This window comes from Stieleria marina (assembly GCA_007741555.1).
GTDB lineage: Bacteria > Planctomycetota > Planctomycetia > Pirellulales > Pirellulaceae > K23-9.
The window spans coordinates 5056186-5076699 of sequence record CP036526.1 but is presented as its reverse complement, the minus strand read 5'-3'; the positions used below and the strand labels follow the sequence as shown (position 1 = coordinate 5076699).

General features: G+C 55.4%; 16 protein-coding genes. 8 read left to right on the top strand and 8 right to left on the bottom strand.

What is annotated here, in order from left to right; translation table 11 throughout:
* The first annotated feature begins 29 nt into the window (after positions 1-29).
* Positions 30-284 (top strand): 50S ribosomal protein L27, encoded by a 255-nt coding sequence (gene rpmA, locus K239x_RS17900; RefSeq protein WP_145419577.1) that lies wholly within the window; start codon positions 30-32, stop codon positions 282-284.
* Between the two features lie 44 nt (positions 285-328).
* Here the strand turns inward: rpmA and K239x_RS17895 are convergent, their stop codons facing one another.
* Both K239x_RS17895 and K239x_RS17890 read right to left on the bottom strand, forming a co-directional pair.
* Positions 329-2038 (bottom strand): hypothetical protein, encoded by a 1710-nt coding sequence (locus tag K239x_RS17895; RefSeq protein ID WP_145419576.1) that lies wholly within the window; start codon positions 2036-2038, stop codon positions 329-331.
* On the bottom strand, positions 2035-5280 hold the full coding sequence (locus K239x_RS17890; protein ID WP_419189114.1) for a DUF6797 domain-containing protein: 3246 nt from the start codon (positions 5278-5280) through the stop codon (positions 2035-2037). Before K239x_RS17890 ends, K239x_RS17895 begins: the two co-directional genes overlap by 4 nt.
* Positions 5281-5510: 230 nt before the next feature.
* On the opposite strand from K239x_RS17890, the gene K239x_RS17885 reads away from it, so the two are divergent.
* Positions 5511-5993, top strand: coding sequence for a hypothetical protein (locus tag K239x_RS17885; protein WP_145419574.1), 483 nt, complete (start codon positions 5511-5513; stop codon positions 5991-5993).
* Positions 5994-6411: 418 nt separating this feature from the next.
* Here the strand turns inward: K239x_RS17885 and K239x_RS17880 are convergent, their stop codons facing one another.
* Positions 6412-7161 (bottom strand): gamma-glutamyl-gamma-aminobutyrate hydrolase family protein, encoded by a 750-nt coding sequence (locus tag K239x_RS17880; RefSeq protein ID WP_145419573.1) that lies wholly within the window; start codon positions 7159-7161, stop codon positions 6412-6414.
* Between the two features lie 435 nt (positions 7162-7596).
* Here K239x_RS17880 and K239x_RS17875 point away from each other — a divergent pair, with 435 nt between their 5' ends.
* A complete protein-coding gene (locus tag K239x_RS17875) occupies positions 7597-8700 on the top strand; it encodes a 3-oxoacyl-ACP synthase III (RefSeq protein ID WP_145419572.1) in 1104 nt (367 codons plus the stop codon).
* A gap of 261 nt (positions 8701-8961) precedes the next feature.
* Here K239x_RS17875 and K239x_RS17870 read toward each other — a convergent pair whose 3' ends face one another.
* Entirely contained in the window at positions 8962-9126 is a 165-nt protein-coding gene (locus K239x_RS17870) for a hypothetical protein (protein ID WP_419189113.1), read from the bottom strand.
* A 746-nt stretch (positions 9127-9872) separates the two neighbouring features.
* Here K239x_RS17870 and K239x_RS17865 point away from each other — a divergent pair.
* Positions 9873-10370 carry a low molecular weight protein-tyrosine-phosphatase gene (locus tag K239x_RS17865; protein ID WP_419189112.1) on the top strand — a complete coding sequence of 166 codons (498 nt, stop codon included), beginning with the start codon at positions 9873-9875 and terminating at the stop codon, positions 10368-10370.
* Here K239x_RS17865 and K239x_RS17860 read toward each other — a convergent pair whose 3' ends face one another.
* From K239x_RS17860 to K239x_RS17845, 4 genes are all read right to left on the bottom strand, one after another.
* Positions 10371-11603, bottom strand: a complete 1233-nt coding sequence (locus K239x_RS17860; protein WP_145419570.1) for a tRNA-queuosine alpha-mannosyltransferase domain-containing protein — start codon at positions 11601-11603, stop codon at positions 10371-10373.
* Between the two features lie 54 nt (positions 11604-11657).
* Entirely contained in the window at positions 11658-12851 is a 1194-nt protein-coding gene (locus K239x_RS17855; protein WP_145419569.1) for an LptF/LptG family permease, read from the bottom strand.
* 158 nt (positions 12852-13009) lie between these two features.
* Positions 13010-14326, bottom strand: a complete 1317-nt coding sequence (locus K239x_RS17850; protein WP_419189111.1) for a PP2C family protein-serine/threonine phosphatase — start codon at positions 14324-14326, stop codon at positions 13010-13012.
* 402 nt (positions 14327-14728) lie between these two features.
* Positions 14729-15337 (bottom strand): nitroreductase family protein, encoded by a 609-nt coding sequence (locus K239x_RS17845; RefSeq protein ID WP_145419568.1) that lies wholly within the window; start codon positions 15335-15337, stop codon positions 14729-14731.
* A gap of 100 nt (positions 15338-15437) precedes the next feature.
* Between K239x_RS17845 and K239x_RS17840 the strand changes: the two genes are divergently transcribed.
* From K239x_RS17840 to K239x_RS17825, 4 genes are read left to right on the top strand one after another with little or no spacing between them, the layout of a single operon-like run.
* The gene (locus K239x_RS17840; RefSeq protein WP_419189110.1) at positions 15438-16865 is read left to right on the top strand and encodes an aldehyde dehydrogenase family protein; all 1428 of its coding nucleotides are present in this window, start codon (positions 15438-15440) and stop codon (positions 16863-16865) included.
* Between the two features lie 52 nt (positions 16866-16917).
* Positions 16918-18495, top strand: a complete 1578-nt coding sequence (locus K239x_RS17835; protein WP_145419567.1) for a phytoene desaturase family protein — start codon at positions 16918-16920, stop codon at positions 18493-18495.
* 7 nt (positions 18496-18502) lie between these two features.
* Positions 18503-19348: a lysophospholipid acyltransferase family protein gene (locus K239x_RS17830; RefSeq protein ID WP_145419566.1), complete on the top strand. Its 846-nt coding sequence runs from the start codon at positions 18503-18505 to the stop codon at positions 19346-19348.
* On the top strand, positions 19345-20481 hold the full coding sequence (locus K239x_RS17825) for a glycosyltransferase family 2 protein (protein ID WP_419189109.1): 1137 nt from the start codon (positions 19345-19347) through the stop codon (positions 20479-20481). Before K239x_RS17830 ends, K239x_RS17825 begins: the two co-directional genes overlap by 4 nt.
* Positions 20482-20514: the final 33 nt, after the last annotated feature.

Genomic DNA, 20514 nt, shown 5'->3' with positions numbered 1-20514 from the left:
TTGAAACACGCTTTTTGAAGGTAATTCTGATGGCACATAAGAAAGGTCAAGGGTCCAGCCGCAACGGCCGTGACTCCAATGCACAGCGACGCGGCGTCAAGAAATTTGGCGGCGAATCGGTTATCGCTGGCAATATTTTGATTCGCCAAGTTGGCAACAAATGGCACGCGGGTCGTGGCGTTGGCCAAGGCAACGACTACACGCTTTACGCTCTGGTAGACGGCAACGTGATGTTCGACCGTAAAGGCCGACGTATCAATGTAGTCACCGAAGCTGCTAGCTAGCCTGCTGGCACCCACGGCAATTGCACACGGCCGCATGCTGAATCTCAGCGTGCGGTTTTCTTATGCGCCCAGATAAATTTTGCCGCTTCTTTTACGTCGGCGGTCCCTTGTTCCGTTGATCTGGCACGGCTTCGGTCGACCGATGGCTTGGTCGGCAGATTGAAGGGCTGATCACTTGGGTTTCGTTTTCGATGAATGCCAGAGCCGCAAATCGCGGCAAACGAAAATGTGATAATCAGCATTAACGCATGATTGATCGACCACCTCTCGGTGGAATGCTGTGGTTGAGAAAGCACCGATGCGAAAACCGCTACGGTAGCGATCATTAAAGTCGTCTTGGCGATGGTCGTGTTCTGGCTCAGTAAAACTGCCAGCGCAATCAACAGCGAGTAGCCGATTCCGCCCGGAACAAAGTCCATCGCTTGACTACCGATACCAACGAAGATCGCCACTCCCGTTGTAAGTAGCATTACTTCGTGAATGCCAAAGCGAAATCGACGGCCTTGATTCTGGTTGGCATGTGTTGGTTCGTCAGCGATCAGCGGTTGTTCGGATTTCAAAAGCATCGGTTGGAATCGGAGCCATCGCATTGCTACGACCAACAACACTGCTGGCAATATCACAGGCACTGCGCAGCTGCTTATCACCACGGCCCAGATGTACGAAGAGTTCTTCAGGTTCAACGTTATCGAAACCAAGATCCAAGTGACGACCGCCAGCGGGAAAGCGGTGATTCGCCAGAACTGGCCTTCTGTAGCAGCCTCAGGGACAAAGTTTCCTAGGCCAGGAATGGTTGCAAGCGCTAGCCCCGAAGCTAGGAAAAAGAGATCGATCAGACAACGGTACCGATCTGGCTGTTTGCTTTGTGTCGTATCGACAAGCAGAAGGATGACCCAGGCGATTCCAATGCCGACAAAGACGATGCCAGCGAGTAGGTGAACGAATAGGGGGTGACCGATTTGCTTGGCGGCGAGCAACGTTTGTTTGTCGTTGTCGATAATCTCGATGCGGCTTGCCCGCGAATCAGTCGCTGACAGCACGCGCACGTTTCGACCGCCGGGCAGATCGTCGGTATCCGAATCCATCGCCGACTCTAAGCGTCGCATGAATTCCGTGTCGTACCGGCGCTGCGCAGTCGTCAGTTCGCTTGCAGTGGGCGGTTCGGCTGCTAAGACCATTTTTGTTCCGTCCCAAGCAAACTTTTCGTTGGGCGCTTGTGGGAGTTTCAGAATGAACCCCGAATCGCACAGCTGCAGGCGTTTTAGGCCGCGACCGCCAATGAGATCGAGGATGCTGAGCTCTTCTTTGATATCGCCCGTCCGGATATCAAACACCGAAATCGTGTCGATTTGCCGGTCGTTGCCCGACGCATACAACCCGTGGCGTCCGCCATCAAGCAAATGAATGCGCCGCCAAAGAGGATCCTCGTTCATCCACAGCGTTTCTCCGTTGGCTGTATTGATCGCAAGCACTTTGCTCCCCGTGTCGCAAATCATGACCGATGCGTCTTCGGAAAGAAGGACTTGGCCGTAGGAGTGCCAGAACGATCTTAGAGGACGTTTGGATGACAGGTCTGGCTGCCATTCCCACAGTTCTGCACCACGAAACGACGGGTAGCTGGAAACGGTAAAGATGCGACCGTCGTTCGACGTGACAACTTCTCGCCAGCTAACCGGCCATGAATTTGCGAACCACTGCCCAATAAACAGCAGAGTTAAAAAGAGGAACAGTTGGCTCAGTCGATTGCGGTTCATTTGTCCGAAGCAGGGTTTGCCGGAACTTGGTTTGCCGGAACTTGGTTTGCCGGAACTTGGTTGATCGTCCAGAAGATCTCTTCAGCAAAATCAGGCCCGTCGGCGGACTTGGTGTTCACGATGATGTGAACTTGATCCACTGGCTGCAAATCGGGCACTTTCAAAAGCACGCTGCGGCCGTCATCGCTCAACTCCGCGGCCACCACGTTCATGTTTTCGGCGCCCTTTTTGCCGGTTGATGGCGAGTACTGATCGGAGCCATAGCTTTTCTCGCGTTTGTAATTCCAGTGCTTCACTTGGTACGAGTCCAGGTTTGCGGCGACCGACGAGTCTTGTTGGAAATTGAAGGTCAGCCGCAGCCCTTCCGGTTCGACTTGGCAATCGCTGACCATTAAGAGTGGTTTCCCCGTGTACCTGAGTCGCTGTACGCCTTGGCCCAACAAACCGACTCGTCCGCCGCCGTTCCAACCTTGCAATCCGGTGGCGTAGATTTGCCCATCGTGCGGGTTCGTCCGTCCACGCATGATGCCGGTTTGGAAATCGAACGGCAGCTTGATGATTGCCGCCTGCGCGACGTCGCCAAAATCTTGCATCATCAGGTAGCTCATCCAGCCTTTGCCGAAACTGGTGTGCAGCAATCGTCCGTGCAGCGGTCCAAAGCGTGGGTCACTGGCGTCGATCTGACCGCCGCTCGAATTGTCAAAATCTTGCGGCATCCACACCAACGGCGGATCAAATTCCTGGCGTGGCACGACTTTGTCGATGTCAATTTTACCGCCTCCGGGTTCCCACATCCCAGGGATTGAATAGTTGCCCACCCAGCCGTAGTAGCCTCCGCTGCGCAGTAGGTTGATTTTTCCGGCTGGTGTCCACTGGCCTTGGTTGTCGCTGGCGGTGAGTCGTCCGTCAGGAAGCGATCCCATGCCGTTGGGCGTGCGAAAACCCGTGCAGTAAACGCTCCGCTGCGATCCATCGGCCGAGATCTTGACGACGTGTCCGGGGATGTCGCTGTCGGTGCCATGCCCGCTCTTGGCGTAGTAGAAATTCCCTTCTGCATCGGTTTGCAGATCAAAATTGAAAGCGTGGAAATTTACCGAGACGTCTTCGTCTGCATTGAAGCTTTCGTAGAAATCCGCTTCGCCATTTTCGTCGGCGTCGTGCAGTCGCGTCAGTCGGTCCTTGCAAGTCACGTAGATCTGCTCGTCAACGACCCGCAAACCCATCGGTTCATACAGGCCACCGGCAAACCGCTTCCATTTCAGTTCGCGTAGGTCGTCGTCGATGCCTGAGACGATCCAAACATCGCCGCCATACGTGGCCAGCGCCATGCGTCCATCGGCAAAGAAATCCAACGCCGAAGTTCGGAACCAGGTGATCCATGGCGTCGAATCGGGAATCGTCAGCGTATCGAGAGCGTAGGCTCCTTGTTCCAGCCCGAGAGTTCCCACGGTGGTCAATTCGTCGGGCCACAGTTTGGGGCCGCCAGCGCGAAGGGTCGCCGGGTCGATCACTGCGGCGGCGTCTGTCGTCAACACGGTTCGCAGTATGTCCTGCGAGTGAGCTACTCCCGTCGTGATCGAAACCAATCGGCTTTGATCGGACGCCGCGATTCGCAGGACGACGCGATTCTGTTCGTCCATGCCGAATTGCATTCCTTGTCGCTCGCCGTCAATTTCTGCGGCAAACCAACTGTCGGCAGGTGTTTCGACTGCGATGGTGGACTCGGTCGTTTTTGGCGAGGCGCCTTTCTTAGCCGTTGACATTTCGACGATCAGTTCTGGTCCGGCGCCAATGCGAAGAGTGCGAGTCAGCGACTGTGTCGTTGGTCCGGGTTGGGCATACTCCAGGATTTCCCGCCCGTCGATGGCGAAACTTAGAACGACTTGTTTGCCGTGTAAGTAATGGCCGCGATAGTTGAGCCAATTGCTTGGCAGCGGGCCACGCGGGCGGAGACCGTCGCGGGGATAGTCCAGAGTTCCGTCGTGTCCCCATTGCCACTTCGAGAGTGATTCGATGAGGTCGCCAGCGGGATCCGCAGTACCTTCGCCGCGGTCGCGAGCATGCTGCGTTTGGCTTAAATCCAAGACGCCGCCCATCCAGACGCCTGCCTGGTTCATTGTGTGCAAATCGTATGACACCGTCAGGTCGCCCAGCGGAATCGTCAGCACACTGCTGAATTTGCGTTGTAGCTGCGAAGCCAACGCCGGGCCAAAGTCTCGATCGATCGGCTTCACGTCGGTTCCGTCGCGCGTCCCCACAGGCAGATCGGCTAGGTACTTCTTGGTCGTCTTGAAATACTCGGGATTGCTGTCCTTCATAAAAGCTTCGCGGATGTAATGCACGACTTGGTAGCGTTCTTTTGGCGTCAGGTGAGACATCGGTGCCATCAATCCGCTGCCGTTCGTCAATGTCATGAACATTTTGTAAGGATCAGCGCCAAACTTCAGCTTGTCCTTGCCAAATGCACGCGCGGTCGGTAGCGAAGGTGTGTTTCCGTCGTTGCCGTGACAGTTGAAGCAGTATCCGTGATAGATTTTTTCGCCCGCCGTGTAGTCTTTGGCTCGTAGTCCCTGGATGATCCCTGCGTGGTCCAGGTTAATGGAGTCATCTTTGACGGCGATTTGCTCGGGCGTAGGGCGAAGACTTTCGGCAGCTTCGACGCCGCCCCTTGCGACCGCGAACACGTAGGCGGCCAAGTCCAAGAAGTCTCTCTGGCTGGCGATCGTTGCCATCAATCCCTCGGGCATCATCGACTTGTCCGAACGCTTCACCGTTTCGACATCGTCTTTGTTGACCACAATCGTCTTGGTCAAATCTGCTGCATCTCGCAGCTCCCAGGATTCGCTCGTTTCGTTGATTTGCATTCCGCTGACGACGTCACCGTCGGACGTGACGATATTGACTGTCTCGAAACCTTTGCGAATCGAGCGCGAGGGATACAGCAGCGATTCGATCAAATGTTGGTCCGATACCGCTTTGCCGTCGGTGTCCTTGCCAACTTCGGCAAGATTGGGGCCCAGCGGAGAGCTGCCTTCGCCACTGCTGTGGCAATTCACGCAAGCGGCAGCCGATTTGTAAAACACCAGTGCCCCTCGCTGCGCGTCGCCGCGCAGTTGTGTTTGCTCGGCCAGATACGCGACCGGAACGTTTTTTAATTGCTGTTCAAGCGACAAGGGATGCCGAAGCGTTTCGACCGCGAGGCCTTTTTGCGCACAAATGGCCGTGAATGCTAGAGAACTCACAAACGCGATGGGGAACGAAAGTCGCATGAACGCTGAACCGTATCGGGGAAACTTGCAGTCAGTGGCCCTCCATCTTAGCTACAACTGGCAAGCGAATTGCTGCCGGCACGGGTTCTGGTTCAACAAGCGGCGTAATGCATCGCGGCGATCACTCTGGGGCAACTCCTTTGTCGCTCAGCGTTGCCGTGTTTGCTAAGCTATCGATGTCAAAATCATCGGGAACCACTGCAATGAATGCCAACGACGATCAGCCGACTGACGATCCGCACGATCGCGATACAATGAGTGGTCGGGTGCCCGAGCAAGCCAGTGAGGATCTGAATCCTTATGCGGTGCCGATCCAAGATGAAATCGCGCAGGCAGTTGCGATCGGTCAGCCGGCGCCATTCGATCAGCCGGACAGCATTGATCTGCCTGCATTTACTCGGCAAGCTCGATTCTTTGCTCTCGCAGGTGTCGTCTTGGCGGTCCTCTTGTTCGCTTCGATCTATTTTGGAGGCCTCGTTGGCGCTGGCGCCATTTGTCTCCTGCAAATTGCTTGGGTGATTCCGGCGCTGCGTCTGTCTAGCAAGTACGGGCGATTTCTACCGACCGGACTGCGAATCGGATTTCGCGTCGTGCTCGTTTTTCACGTCGTCGTGTTGGCACTAGAAGTAGCGGCCGTGCTGTTGCTTGCGACATGCTTTGCGATCATCTCATCAGCCGGCAACTAAGCAGGCCCGATCGTACGGCGTCTTTATTTGCTGCATTTCCAGCGGGCACGTGCGCGTAGCAGCTTCGCCGATTGGCTCCGCCGTGCTGCAGCTGTGAAGCACGACGTCGTTGGGCGAATGGACGCTCGAAAGAAGAGAAAAATGCTGTAGCCGAAACGACCTTTGCGCGTCCTTGCTTGATCTCGGCGGACATCCTGTCCACCCGAGTTGGCGTGAATCAATTGATCGAAACCAGCGGATCGGCTACAGCGATATTTTCTATTGAGCGACGAGGGAGATATTTCAATGAAGTAAATAGACGGCCATCTCTCCGGCCATGTTGCTCAGTTTTGTTGGAGCGACTGGCCGGATTGCTGATTCTAGCCGAGACCTGCATAAGTTCTGTATGCAGCGTCTCGTTCGATAGGCGTGAAACGTTCTACGCGACCAAACGCAGATCCTGAGCCGCATGCTCTCGCACGCCGTCGACGAATTCTTCGAAGATACGAACGTCTAATGCGGATGCTGCGTTGCACTCGGGGTGGAACTGGGTTCCCAGAGCAAACCAGTCCATCATTTCGCTTTCGATTGCCTCGACGACGCCATCGGGGCAACGAGCGGTGACTCGGAAACCAGGCGCGACTTCGTCAATCGCCATGTGGTGACGGCTACTGACGCGAATTTCGCCGTCGCCATAAACGCGACCAATCAGCGAATCGCTTTCGACATTGAGCGTGTGGCGATGACTAGGATCTTGAGGATCCAAGTGTGGCACTGCCGATGGCAGGTCTTCTTTGATGTCCAGGAACAGGTTGCCACCTTGTTGGACGTTTAGCAGTTGCATGCCGGTGCCGATTCCCAGCAGGGGCATGCGGCGTTCAGCGATGTCGGCCATCAGTAGGCGGTCGCTGGTTTCGCGAATCGGGTCAAGCGGTCGCACGCTTGGGTGAAGCATGAATCCATCGTTGCGTGGATCCAAGTCGGCGCCACCGATCAACAAGAACCCGTTGAGTTGATCAAGAATCGTGTGGATAGAATCGGGGTCGTCCATCGGTGGGACGATGACGGGGATGCCGCCAGCGGAGAGAATCGATTGAAAATAACCGGCAGCGATGTAACTGAACGCGGGGGTACTGCGAGCAGCAGCACGGTAGTCGGCGTTGAGTCCAATAAGTGGCTTGCACGTCATCGAAAAATCCTCTTCGAATTCGCGAGTAATTAGGGGGTGCGAAATCATCCCGCACCAACCAGTTTCGCCAGCGATTAAGAGAAGGCTCGAAAAATTCGAAGCTGTCGCTAGGGAAGCAACGCCTTTGAATCATTCAAGTGGCAATTAATCACTAAGGATGTTTTGGAGACTCCTGTCTCGGCAAACATCGGAGACGTTGCTGGGTGGAGCAACACGACGCTGTGTCGCTCACGATGTGTAGAAGGGTACAGATCAAGATAGAGTTAAAAAAAACTAATCCACATATTGATCGGGCGTTGCCTTGCTAGCACCGCGGGTAGTGATAGCAATGCGAATAGGTGCTAGCAATGCAGGGGTTTGCGCTGCTGGTCGCGTCGTTGCTTTCACGATAGAATTCACGCAAACCAAACAATGCAAACGACTTAAGGACGCCACGTGAAATTCGACAATGTCTCTCTGGCAGCGATCGGTGCAGAAATCCCAGACGAAATCTGGTCGAGTGAAACGATTGAACAAAAGTTGACCCCGATTTACGAGCGTTTAAAACTGCCCGAAGGTCGGTTGGCTTTGATGAGCGGTATTAACGAGCGACGCGTCTGGCCCGTTGGAACCATGCCCAGCACGCCAAGTATTCGCAGCGGGATCAGCGCGATCAAGAGCTTGGATTTTGACCGCAGCCGGATTGGATGTTTGATTCACGCGAGTGTTTGCCGTGATTTCCTAGAACCTGCGACGGCTTCACGTGTTCACGATGGGCTGGGGCTTTCGCGCGACTGTTGGGTATACGACGTTTCCAATGCGTGTCTGGGGTTGGTCAACGGTGCGGTACAGATTGCAACGATGATCCAAGCCGGAGCGATTGAGGCGGGGTTGGTTGTCGGCACCGAAAACAGCCGGCCGCTGCTGCAAGGCACGATCGATTCGTTGAACCAAGATCTGTCGCTGACGCGAAAATCCGTGAAGCCTGCTTTTGCATCGTTGACGATCGGATCGGGAAGCTGTGCGTGGCTTTTGACGCGGCGAGATTTAGCACCCAATGGATCGTCGTTGCACTGCGCGATCGCCGAAGCCAGAACGGAACACCACGACCTGTGTCGGAGCGATCAGGATTCGGCCGGGGCGTCGATGCAACCGCTGATGGATACGGATTCGGAAAAACTGATGGCCGAGGGGATCGCGACGGGTGCCAGTGCGTTTGAAAAACTGATTTCGCAAAGCGACTGGACTCGTGACGAAATTGATCGCACCGTTTGTCACCAAGTCGGGTCACGCCACCGCAGCGCGATGTTAGAAGCGATGGGGCTGAGCGAGCAGCGCGATAGCACGACGTTTGAATTCCTGGGCAACACAGGTTCCGTCGCATTGCCGCTGACGCTGGCTGCCGCCGCTGTGCGCAACGAAATAAAATCCGATGATCGCGTCGCAATGCTGGGCATCGGGTCGGGCATCAACAGCGTGATGCTTTCGGCCAAATGGAATGAAACGCAAGTCGCCGGAAACCTGGTGTCAAACCTGGCAGCAACTAATGTGGCTGGTTAGAGTTGCCGCAGAAAGGTGAGCGGCTCCAAAAAAGCGAATCGACTAAAGAACGTTTTGCTCTCGTCAGTGCAGTCATCGCGCCGCTATCGCCCGCAGTCTTGGGCAATACTCCGGGGGGAGCTTTGTCGGCGGAATCTCCTGCCGAATGAGCGGAATCTCCTGCCGGATGAACTGGCTTGAGTGAGCAGCAACTTGGGTCAGCAGCAAGCTGACGCCGTGCCGATGCCTCGGAGTCCCGCTGGCTGGTTCCTTCGTCGCTGGTCACGCGATCGTAGTGCTGGCACTTTGGGCGGAGCTTTTCTGCAGAGCCTTTTCGACGCGAGCCATCAGACGGCAGTTTTCGTCGACTTGGCTTTTCTCGCCTTCCATGCCATTGGCGATGAACTCTGCTTGGCAGTGTTGGCAGGCGACAGTACTGCCCAGCATCGAGGCGCGCACCTGAATCCTCCGACCGCACGTCGGACAAGACTGGCTAAACCTGATAGTTGCATTTGATGGCATGAGGTCCTCCTAATGGCCCATAAGACTCCTAGAGGGAGAGATGTTACCCCTTGTATCTGGCTTCGACAAGGAATTTCTTGGCGATTTGTCAACTTCGTTCGAGGTTCAATTGGCAGCAATAAGCGGATTCTCGCTCTATTCTGCGATATCCGTCTGAAACGGTTGAAAAACGCCGTGAACACCTGGGCAGGTGGTCGGTTGTTCCCTCTGTGAGGCTAACTAGATTAGTTTGTCGGTCACTTTCGGTCAATGACTGTCCTGCCATTACTGAGGCAAATCGGACGTCTGAGATCGGCAAGTCAGCCGTCTCGCTTTGCCATAGGTTTTCGATGGGAATTTGGCCGAGCCGTCGGAGGTCAATGCCAGTCGTTTCAGACAACGATTTTCTCGCTCACGCCCCGGGGGCCCTTGTCCGACCCGGTCCAGAATCGTGCCCTCGTTCGACGCGATTTTATGATCGACGGTTGATGCTGGCCGTGGCCTGAGTGACGAAATTCGATGGATGGCGTACAACGTGTTACAGTTCATTCGCGGTCCCAGCGTGCAATTTTGACGAGCCATCGCTGCTGGCGTTCAAAATTGAAAATCAACTCTGCGAGATTGGGTTCGAGCAACCATCCGCGATTCCGTTTGCCGCCCCCTCTACGCCCACTTTTTCCACTTACGATCTGATGACAAAACGCGTTCTATTTGTTTGCATGGGCAATATCTGTCGGTCGCCTGCGGCGGAAGCCGTGATGCATCGATTTGCCGAAGAGTTTGGAGCCAATGTCGAAGTCGATTCGGCTGGTACGCACGACTATCACGTGGGCGAACGTGCCGACGCGCGAATGCGAGCAGCGGCCGAAGCACGTGGCTACGAACTGCACAGTATCGGCCGTCATGTCACGCCAACGGAGCTTCAGCCAGGCGTCTACGACTTGGTGTTGGCAATGGACCAGCAGAACTACGAAGCCTTGCAGCTGTTGGCAGACACGCCAAACACTCACATCCGGATCTTTAGCGATTACCTGGATGACAATTGGCCAAACGACGTGCCGGACCCTTACTACGGTGAAGAAGAAGGTTTTGACGAAGTGTTGGACATGTTGGAAGAAGGCTGTCCGATCATTTTGCAAACCATTGTCGGGGAAGACATTTTCGCAGGCGAGTTTGACGACGAAAATTGATTAACCCTGGCGGTTAACCAAGTCGTCGATCGCATTGTCCAGGTTGGCGATGCAAGTGCGAGATTCGAACCGTTGAATCGAATCCCGCGCCGTTGCAACCGCTCGTTGTCGTTGTTCAACATCGCACAGTGTCAAGACAAGGTCGACGGCTTCATCGACCGCTGCGTAACGCCGATTGTTGGGCACTAGCTCCGGATAGCTCAAACGATCGGGCAGCACCGGGGCTGCCCCCGCATCGATGGCTTCGCAGACCCCGATGCCAAAGAACTCATGGTCGGCCGTCGAAACGACGACGTCGATTGTCTGCAGAGCTTGCAGATACGCATTGCGTGAAGGAGCAAATTCGTTCGTTAGGATGCGCGCGGCATAACGGTCCTGAATCTCTTTCAGCGCTGGTTCGTCACCCTGCCGATCGCCCAGTAGTACCAGCTGAAAATCAAGCTCGCGATCGGCGAGCCGATGCAGCAAGTCCGCAAATCGATCCGGGCGTTTGTCATGTTCCCATCGCGAAACCCAGCCGATACGTATGGCTGTGCTCGGTGAACGCACCGGCACAGTTGGGGGCGAAGTCGGCAGAGTTGTGATTTCAGGGGACGTGGTCTGATTGGTGCGCGCCGACTGATCGGGGGGCATCGATTGGAAACCAGGCGGTAGCACCTTCGACTTGTCGGACAATCTGTCCAATTGATGTGCGTTGCGCGCATCGGGCATTTTGCGAATGAATCTCCGGCACGATCGCAAAAACGATTCGCGGTGAAAGGACGAGTTGAACCAGCAGGCATCCGACGCGACCGCGGTCAACAAATTCGTGTATCCGTAGTGATGATCCACGCGGGCAGTGGGTGCGACGGGATAGTCCCACTGGCTCTCGTGAAAGTACGTCGCGATCGGCAGCTTCAGCAGCGACTTTGCCTGCGGCGTGGCATGTCGCGAGAGCAGCCCTAGCCATGCCGGCAAGTCCAGCATGTCGCTACAGACAATTGCATCAAAAGTGGCCGCTTGATTTGACGAGTGCAGGTCAGGTGTTTGCGGATCGATACCGGAAGCACTTATCGCGAGCTCCAGGGCGGACGAACGCATCCTCCATTTCCAATGCCGGGGAGCACCCGTCAGCAGCGTCCAGCGATGTCGCGAATGCGTTTCGACGGAATTGAGAAACGCCCGGTGGCTACCACCGTAATAGGGTTCGATCGCGAGCAGGTTGAGCGTTTGGGGCACGGCGGTGTCACTCATTTCGGCAATGGGCCTGCGGAGTACCCTGTTCGCCGAGTTGGCTGATCGGGGATTCTAATACCGTCGGACGCGTGCGATTAGCATCATGCCGATACCACCGAGCGCGATGTTGCCGATCCAAACGCCGTAAGGCGGGATCACTCCGTCCTTAGCTTGCTCCAAACCAAAAATGAAAAGCGGGTAGTAGAGCAACAGGATCGGCAAAAAGCACATTCCAAACGTCGTCCAGTAGTCGCTTGATTTGACGATCACGGCCAGTGGGGCACCGATCAGCACAAAGAAGAAACAGCTGAATCCTTCTGCCCACCGACGCCAGGGTTCGATCTGAAGTCGAAGCAGTCGCTTCTTGCTCGCTTCCAGCGAAACCATGACCGAGCGTCCTTCGGCTCCAGCGATTTCGTCGTGACGCGCTGTCAGGATTGCGAATCCAGTTTGTGCGGCCAGTTCACCGACCGCCGCGTGCGTGCGTTCGTCTTGTTTCAGTCGTTCGCGGCGGATCATTCGCAGCGGTAGTTCGCGTGGTCGCTGTGTTTCGGTCGATTTTTGTTCCATCGTTTTGGACAATGGAATCTGAAACACATCTTCGCCGGGCAAGTAACCCTGCAGCGAAGTTCCGCCTGAGATTTCGCTATCGGTCAACTTCAGCAGCAGCATGTGCGACTGAGGATCCAGCGACAGGCTGCCTTTTTTGGCGGATAGTTTTACGGGGCCTTTGTCGCCACCGTTGTGAACCGTCACCATCGGGCTCATCAGATCGCGTCCGTTGACTTCGCGGACATGAATCGAAAAACCGTGATCCGTGTACGAACAATCGGCACCCAGTTTTCGGTAGACGATGTCTTCGATCGACAGCATCACCACGCGGTTGACGCCAGGCTGCCCCCAAGAAACGGCGATGTCCGAGAGCCACACGGCACCAGGGCTTAGTAGCAACGCAAATATAAACGGAGTCTGCAGCAGTCGTAGCGGTGACACGCCAGTCGCTTTGACCGTGGAAACTTCGCCGTCCGCGGCCATGCGTCCAAAAACGCAGGACACGGCAAACAGGGCCGTCGCCGGAAACGCATGTTGCAGAGCGATCGGCAACAAGAAAGGCAGCAGTTTTAGAATCGCCAGCGGCCCCAGCCCTTCGCGCAGTAGCGTCCGTCCAACTCCGATCAGCAAGATCATCATTGTGAGGGCAATCAGCGCAACGACGAAGATCTTAAGGATCTCCGCCAGCATGTAGCGCGTCAGACGGCTGGGCATACAGCGACAGCAAACACGGGTGGGAAACGGGTGGATAGCTCAACGCAAAGTCGAGCGAGGCATCTATCGGTCTTATCGACTGATGTCTCTGTAGCAAACCAACCGTAGGCACTGAAAGAGCTACAAATCACTTAAACAATCTGAAACGCCCGTTTTTGCTAGTAATCGATCGCCGTTTCGTTGGCCGCTCGATTGTGCTGCTCGCGAAGCTGCTGCATGGTTTCAATGATAGCTTCGGCTTGAAAGCGGATCGCTTCCTTGGGCTTTTTGGACTTTAGTGCCGCGGAACCATTTGCCTGCAAATCGTTGACCTTGTCCCACTCCATCATCCAGTTGTTGCGATTCGCGGCCTGCCGCAATTCTTCGACCGTTCCACCCAGCTTTTCGTAGAGCTCTTTTGTGGGAGCGGCGCTGTATCGTCGGTACGGCGCTTTGCCACCGGAGATTTTCGGCAAAGGTCGGTTGGCACCCAGCGCACTTTCCTTTTGGTACAGAGCGCCACAGAAACCCGCCGACACCAATCCAAGGACCAGCGTCATCACCATGGGCCCCCACGCGGCGGATACGCCGGTGAAACCGAGCACGGCGAGCAGGACGGTGATTGCAAGCAATGCTCCGGTCAGCGCAGCGAGCGCGGAAAAAACCGGAAACGCTCGCTTGGAATTTGTCTTGGGTGACGTTTGCTTGTTGCCCGGATTGACTTCGGGGCCATCTTCGACGCGAACGATGATGACGGTCGAATTATCTGGGCCCCCGCGCAGATTAGCCAAGTCGATCAGCACACGCGTTGCCAAATCTTCTGGCAGGCAATCGACCAAAGTACCCATTTCGGCATCTTCGACTTCACCCGAAAGCCCATCGGAGCAAAGCAAGAATCGATCGCCGATTTCCGCTTTGAAGGGCCCTTCGACATCGACGACGACTTCGGAATTGGGCCCCAGCGAACGTGTGATCACGTTCTTGGGAATTGATTGTCCCAATTCGCTATTCGGATTGACCTGCCCGCTGGCTTCCATTTCCCAAACCAGCGAATGGTCAAATGTCAGCTGTTCGAATACGCCATCACGCAAGCGGTAGATTCGCGAATCGCCCACATGAGCGACGATCGCGCCCTGTGGCAAAATTGCCAGCGAACTGGCAGTCGTGCCCATGTTGTGAAATTCAGGATTCTGCTGTCCGCGCTGATAGATCTCCGCGTTGGCTTCGACCAAGGCCGACCGCAGTGCTTCGATCGGTTCCTGGCTGGTCACATGCAAGTAGTGCTGAGCGATCTGTTCGGTCGCAATCTTGCTAGCCAGTTCGCCCGCGGCGTGGGCTCCCATGCCATCGGCAACGACAAACAGGTGCCCTCGCTGCCAGAACCGCTCGCGATTTTTGGCCGGAATCGAAGCGTACGAATCCTGATTGTTGGCACGGCGCATGCCAACATCGGTTCGATCCGAAAAATGCAATCCAGAGCTAAAGTCGTCCGACACCAAACGGGACTCTCTCTTGAAGTAAGCGATTAATACGCTGTTGGAACTACTTCAAGTTCCAGCAGGCAGTTTTTTAAAGCGAGATGTCAGTTTCGCCGTTGTTTTGTGCAGAGCAGTATCTGTGCAGAGCAGTATCATAGCGAGATGCGGCCACGGCGTGTTCGCATTCCATCCGATTCAGAGGCTCACCAAACGGGGTAGATTGCCGTCTGAATTAATTGAACCGCACCGCAATGAAAACCGACCGGTTGAACTTTTTCAACACGGGATCTTTTCTCAATCACCCAGAAAGCTGTTGCCGCATCACTTATTGTATTTGTTTGGGATCGCGGAGCCAGATTTGTTACTCGGCCGCAGAGAAAAAGCCCGGTTTTACATTATCCGCGACGCGACAGACACTCGCTAATCGACAAAGCCTGCCGATCGTCCCCACTGCCCGCTGAACACTTGGTCGGCCAGTTCTTTGCGTTTACGCGGTCCCGACTGACGCTTTTCTAATTCCTGAGCCAATTCGGTACTCGGAGGTTGTTCGGCGGCGTATCCGATGGCGATCGCGGTTTGCGGTTCGATATCGTCTGGGATCTGATACTGCTGCTTCACTCGGCTCAGATTGACCCCCGCCATTTGGTGCACCTGCAGACCAACCGCGTTGGCCTGCAGAGCCAGGTGTGCGGCAGCTTGTCCCAGGTCGTGCAGTGCCACTCGATTGGGTTTGTCGTTATACGCAAACTTGCTTCGTGTCGTCGTCAAGATCAAGGCACCGGCCTCCGATGCCCAGGGCTGGTTGGATTCCATCAAGCAGCCCAGCATGGTTTGGAAAGCTTCGGTATCTTGTCGCGTAGCAACAATCCAAGACCAAGGCTGATCATTGAAACTGCTCGCCGCCCATCGCGCGGCTTCAAAACAAGCGAGTAGCTTTTCGGTTTCGATCACTTTGGGATCAAAACGATACGGGCTCCAACGTTCCGCAATCGAATCGATCACCGGCAGAGAGACAGGATTTCGCGACATGACAGACAACCTTGCAGTAGTAAGTTTGAACGAGAAGTGAAGTTTGGAAACGTTCTTCGAAACGCTTCGACCAGAGACCAACCGATCAAGAGTTGTATAGTTGACTGCAGAGCCTTTGGAAACGACCGATTCATGGGCACGCCTTTCCGTCCGAAACCGCGGCCGAATCATGGGGCGGGCAGCCAACGAAATTCAGCTGGATTCTTCCACTCTGGTCGATCTGTGCCGCAGCGATCAACGCGTGCATGATCTGGAGACAATTAGCGCCGAACTGTTGCCACTTTGTGCCGCGCTTGACTTTCTACATAAGAACGCCGCCAAGATTCTTAGGTCACGAGCATGCGGGATTCTGGGACGACCGAGCTGGCTGTGGGGCGTGCGCAGTCGTGTTTATCGCCGTCCACACGGTACCGTCTTGATACTTGGGCCTTGGAATTATCCGCTGTTTTTGGTCGGAGTTCAAACAGCACAGGCCTTGGTCGCCGGGAACCGTGTTTTGTTAAAGCCCGCGCCAGGTTGCGAAGCTTCGACGACGCGACTGGCAGAGTGTTTCTTTCGCGCCGGTGTTTCGCGTGAACAACTGACGGTTTTGGATTCCAGTGTTTCTGCCGCGACGGAAGCCATCGAAAGCGGCGTTGATTTGGTGGTGCTAACCGGTGGCGTTCAGACGGGCCGAAAGGTCATGGCCCAACTTGCGCAAACGCTTACGCCGTCAATCATGGAACTCAGCGGCTGCGACGCAGTCATCGTATTGCCCGACGCAGATCTACAGCTAGTCGCCCAGTCGATCGACTTTGGATTGAATTTCAACGGAGGCGCGACCTGCATTGGCCCCCGCCGACTGTTTGTTCTGCAGTCGATGGCCGCCCCGGTTATTGAAGCGATCTGCGACCGCTTGGCGGATCGTGAATCCGTCGTCGTGCATCCTTCGGCACGCGAAAGTGCGGCTCAGAGTATCGAACGCGCGCTCGCTGGTGGGGCATGCAACTTGATCGGTGACGGCACGTTTGATGCGGCGCTGCTTCGTCAGTCGGGAGTCATGCGACCTGTCGTTCTTGATGGAGTTGCGTCGACGGATGACATCGCCAACGCTGACATTTTTGCACCCGTGATCAGCATCGTTCGCATCGACTACATTGAACAAGCCGTCGCGGCAGTCAATCGCTGCGACCTTCGCTTGGCGGCATCGGTGTTCGGACCACCGGCGATTGCAATGCAGTTGGCCCTGCAATTGGAGGTCGGCAACGTGACAGTTAACGATTTGATTGCGCCCACGGCGGATCCGCGGTTACCGTTCGGTGGACGCGGGCAAAGTGGTTTGGGATCGACTCGCGGTCAGGAAGGATTGCTGGCGATGACAACGCCTCTTGTGATTAGCCAGCGACGTGGCTCCTTCACTCCTCACCTTGATCGTCCAACAGAATCACAACAGAAACTTGTTTCAGGAATCTTGACGATGCTGCACGCTCCTAAATGGGGCGCACGATTGCGTGGGTTGCGAGACATCATGCGTAGCGTCAAAAAATAGCCATCACGTCACATACGGACGTTCAAACGCCGATTTTCAAAAGTAGCCGATCATGCCCAACTCTTCTTCTCTTCACGTCATTGTCGTCGGCAGCGGGCTAGCTGGTTTGTCGTCGGCCTGTGTCCTGGCTGCTCGCGGTCACCGCGTCACGCTGCTGGAAAAGAACGACTGGGTTGGCGGAAAAGCGGCCCCGCTGCAATCCGATGGATACCGGTTTGACATGGGGCCGACGATTCTAACGATCCCCAGCATTCTGAAACGCGTGTTCGCCGAAGCCGATCGCGAGATGAGCGATTACTTGGAACTGATCGATTTGGATCCGCAGTGGAGGTGTTTCTTTGAAGGCGACGATGCGAGCGGCGCAGACAATTCGGTGCTGGATTTGGTTGCCGATGTCGACGCAATGAAACGCAACTTGCTGGCCTTCACCAACGATCAGTCGGTTGGCGAAGGGTACGAAAAATTTATTCGTATGAGCGAGCAGCTTCACGGCGTTTCGGATCGCTTTTTCTTTTGGCGCAGCGTTGGCGGGTTGGCCGACACCATGGAAGTCGGCGGAGCGTTTTCGGCTGCGGTTTTGAAAGACGTGCTTTCGCTACGAATGGGGCGCAGCGTGGCGTCGGTCGTGCGATCACATGTTCCCGAAAAACGCGTCGCGCAGATGATGGACCACTTCACTCAATACGTGGGTTCGTCACCGTACGCTTCGCCCGCCGTGTTGTGTGGTATCGCGCACATGCAAACCGAAGAAGGCATTTGGTATCCCAAGGGGGGCACTCGCTCTGTCCCATTGGCGTTGGAAATACTAGCAACCGAATTGGGAGTCCAAATTCGCACCGGCACCGACGTGATGCGAATCGATACCGCCAACGGCCGCACGACCGGAGTGCAAACAGCAAGCGGGGAAACGATTGCTTGCGACGCAGTGGTTAGCAACTGTGATGCGGTCCGAACCTATACCGAATTGCTAAGTGGGACCAAGCAGTCGAAAAGCTTTTCGCAAAAGAACAAGCACGAACCGGCGTGCAGCGGTGTCGTTTTGTACTTGGGGTTGGACCGCAAATTCGATCAATTGCTACACCACAATTTTGTCTTTTCAAAGGATCCGGAAGAAGAGTTTCAGTACATCTATGAACGGGGAGAACCAGCGCCCAACCCAAGTGCTTACTTGTGTGCGCCATCGATCAGCGAACCAGAGGTCGCACCGCCGGGTGGCGAAGCGCTGTACGTTTTGGTCCACACGCCGTATCTGCGTCCTGATCACGACTGGGAATCCATGCTGCCTGACTATCGCAACGTGATCCTGGACAAACTGGAGCGAACGGCCGGCATGCAGGGGATCCGCGACAGCATTGTCTACGAAGCCGCGTTGACGCCGCAAGGAATTCATAACCGTTACCGTGTGCTCAATGGTGCGATCTACGGGTTGGCCAGTCACGGAAAATTCACCGGCGCGTTCAAGCCGGCCAATCGTCGCAAAGACGTCGACGGACTCTACCTTGCTGGTGGTGCAGCGCATCCAGGGCCGGGAATGCCGATGGTGTTGATGAGCGGATGGATCGCTGCCGATTCGCTGGATGCCGACGTCAAAAGCGGAAAACTCAAATCGCCTGCTGCGATGAGCCGGTGATCGCGATATGAACGAACGCTCCTCCGATCAATCGCCGCCGCCGGTGACATCCTGGTTGCAGAATGGATTTCATCGGTTTTTAAGTGGCTATCTTCGACGTCATTTTCATGCCGTGGCGATCACGCGCGAGCAGCGGTCCGAATCGACCATCAGCGACCAGGAACCGCTGATTGTTTACGTCAACCATCCCAGTTGGTGGGATCCCTTGTTGGCTCATTTTCTGAATCGGCAGTTGTTTCCCAACCGCCAGTTTTATGCGCCGATCGATGCTGACGCGCTGGCGCAGTACCGTGTTTTCGCAAAGCTTGGGTTCTTTGGTGTTCAATCCGAAGTGATGGCCGGCGCATCCCAATTTCTGAAAGTCAGCAAGCGAATTTTGACCGCACCCAATACGGCGCTATGGCTGACTCCTGAAGGAAGATTCGCTGACCCACGCGATCATCAAGCCCCGATGATGCCGGGGCTAGCACACGTTTGTTCAAAAATGCAAAGCGGATGCGTGCTGCCGCTGGCGATGGAGTACGTGTTTTGGGAAGAACGATTGCCGGTGTGCTTGGTCCAGCAAGGTGATCCGATTCGTATCGCCGATGTCCCGCAGCAGTCGAGTTCTCAAGACGCCAAGTCACATTGGAACGAACTCTTGTGCAGCCGATTGCGTGAATCCCAGATCCGGCTCAGTCAGATGGCGATCGCTCGTTCGTCGGAACCCTTCGAGAACTTGCTCCACGGCAAAAAGGGTGCCGGCGTTTTTTACGATACGATGCGCCGATTGAGATCACTTGCTAGCGGGCGATCGGTTCGTGTTTCGCATGGAGACCAGTTTTCGGATTCGACGGAGCGCACCCAACCTTGATTTTGTTTTTCGCTGTCTGTTCGCTCGTCCTGGCGACGGTCCCCGCCGTCATGTTTGTACGCAATCTGCCGCTATTTCGCATTGATTGCTGCGACGCAGATCGGGAAACGACCGTCGGTCAGACCGCCAGCCGAGGTTCTGTTTCGGTGTTGATCCCGGCTCGCGACGAAGCTGAAGGGATCGCTGCGTGCATTCGGTCCGCTTTGAATAGCGAGCAAGTCGACGTCGAAGTCATTGTGCTGGATGATCATTCGAGCGACCAGACTGCCGCGATCGTGCAAGACTTGGATGCTCAGGATGATCGTGTTCGTTACGTAGCCGGCGAAGAGCTGCCGGCATCGTGGAACGGCAAGCAATTTGCGTGCTATCAGTTGGCAGCCGCTGCTTCGCATGATTGCATCGTTTTTTTGGATGCTGATGTTCGCCTGCGCCCGCAGGCTTTGCAAATCATGATCGACGAAAAACAGCGTCGCGGGGTTTCTCTGATCAGCCAGTTTCCACACCAAGTCACGGGGACGTTTGCCGAGCAGGCGATGATTCCGTTGATGCACTTCATTTTGTTGGGCTACCTGCCATTTGCAAGAATGCAGTCCAGCACTCACCCTGCATATTCAGCTGGATGCGGTCAGTGTTTCCTAACCACGCAGGCCGACTACCAAATCGCCGGAACCCACCGCGCCATCGCAGCTTCGCGTCACGACGGCTTGAAACTTCCTAAGATTTTTAGGCGTGCCAATTTATCAACCGATGTCGTCGATGGAACTGACTTGGCCGACTGTCGCATGTACACCAGCACGAGCGAAGTCATCAATGGAGTCTTGAAAAACGCGGTCGAAGGAATCGCCCACCCGGCCAGGATCGTGCCGTTTACTGTCTTGCTTTTGGGATCCAGTTTCGCACCGCTCGCAGCGGCTGTTTGGGCGATCGCGATCGGTAATCAGCTTGCAATTGCCGTTTCGCTTGTCGCGTTGCTAGTCGCCCACGTGCCACGGTTTCTGGCGGCAGTCCAATTTCGTCAATCTTGGTTGGGCGCTGCGACTCACTGCATCGCCATGCCGCTGTTTGTCCTGCTGCAATGGATCGCCTTGGCCAATCATTTGCGTGGAAAGCAAGTCGCTTGGCGAGGACGATAATGGCAAACGAATCCGCTGCGAACTGATCGTTGG

Coding starts and splice junctions, on each gene's coding strand:
- rpmA (WP_145419577.1), top strand. CDS start 30: ATGGCACATAAGAAAGGTCAAGGGTCCAGCCGCAACGGCCGTGACTCC.
- K239x_RS17895 (WP_145419576.1), bottom strand. CDS start 2,038: ATGAACCGCAATCGACTGAGCCAACTGTTCCTCTTTTTAACTCTGCTG.
- K239x_RS17885 (WP_145419574.1), top strand. CDS start 5,511: ATGAATGCCAACGACGATCAGCCGACTGACGATCCGCACGATCGCGAT.
- K239x_RS17880 (WP_145419573.1), bottom strand. CDS start 7,161: ATGACGTGCAAGCCACTTATTGGACTCAACGCCGACTACCGTGCTGCT.
- K239x_RS17870 (WP_419189113.1), bottom strand. CDS start 9,126: ATGCTGGGCAGTACTGTCGCCTGCCAACACTGCCAAGCAGAGTTCATC.
- K239x_RS17865 (WP_419189112.1), top strand. CDS start 9,873: ATGACAAAACGCGTTCTATTTGTTTGCATGGGCAATATCTGTCGGTCG.
- K239x_RS17860 (WP_145419570.1), bottom strand. CDS start 11,603: ATGAGTGACACCGCCGTGCCCCAAACGCTCAACCTGCTCGCGATCGAA.
- K239x_RS17855 (WP_145419569.1), bottom strand. CDS start 12,851: ATGCCCAGCCGTCTGACGCGCTACATGCTGGCGGAGATCCTTAAGATC.
- K239x_RS17845 (WP_145419568.1), bottom strand. CDS start 15,337: ATGTCGCGAAATCCTGTCTCTCTGCCGGTGATCGATTCGATTGCGGAA.
- K239x_RS17835 (WP_145419567.1), top strand. CDS start 16,918: ATGCCCAACTCTTCTTCTCTTCACGTCATTGTCGTCGGCAGCGGGCTA.
- K239x_RS17830 (WP_145419566.1), top strand. CDS start 18,503: ATGAACGAACGCTCCTCCGATCAATCGCCGCCGCCGGTGACATCCTGG.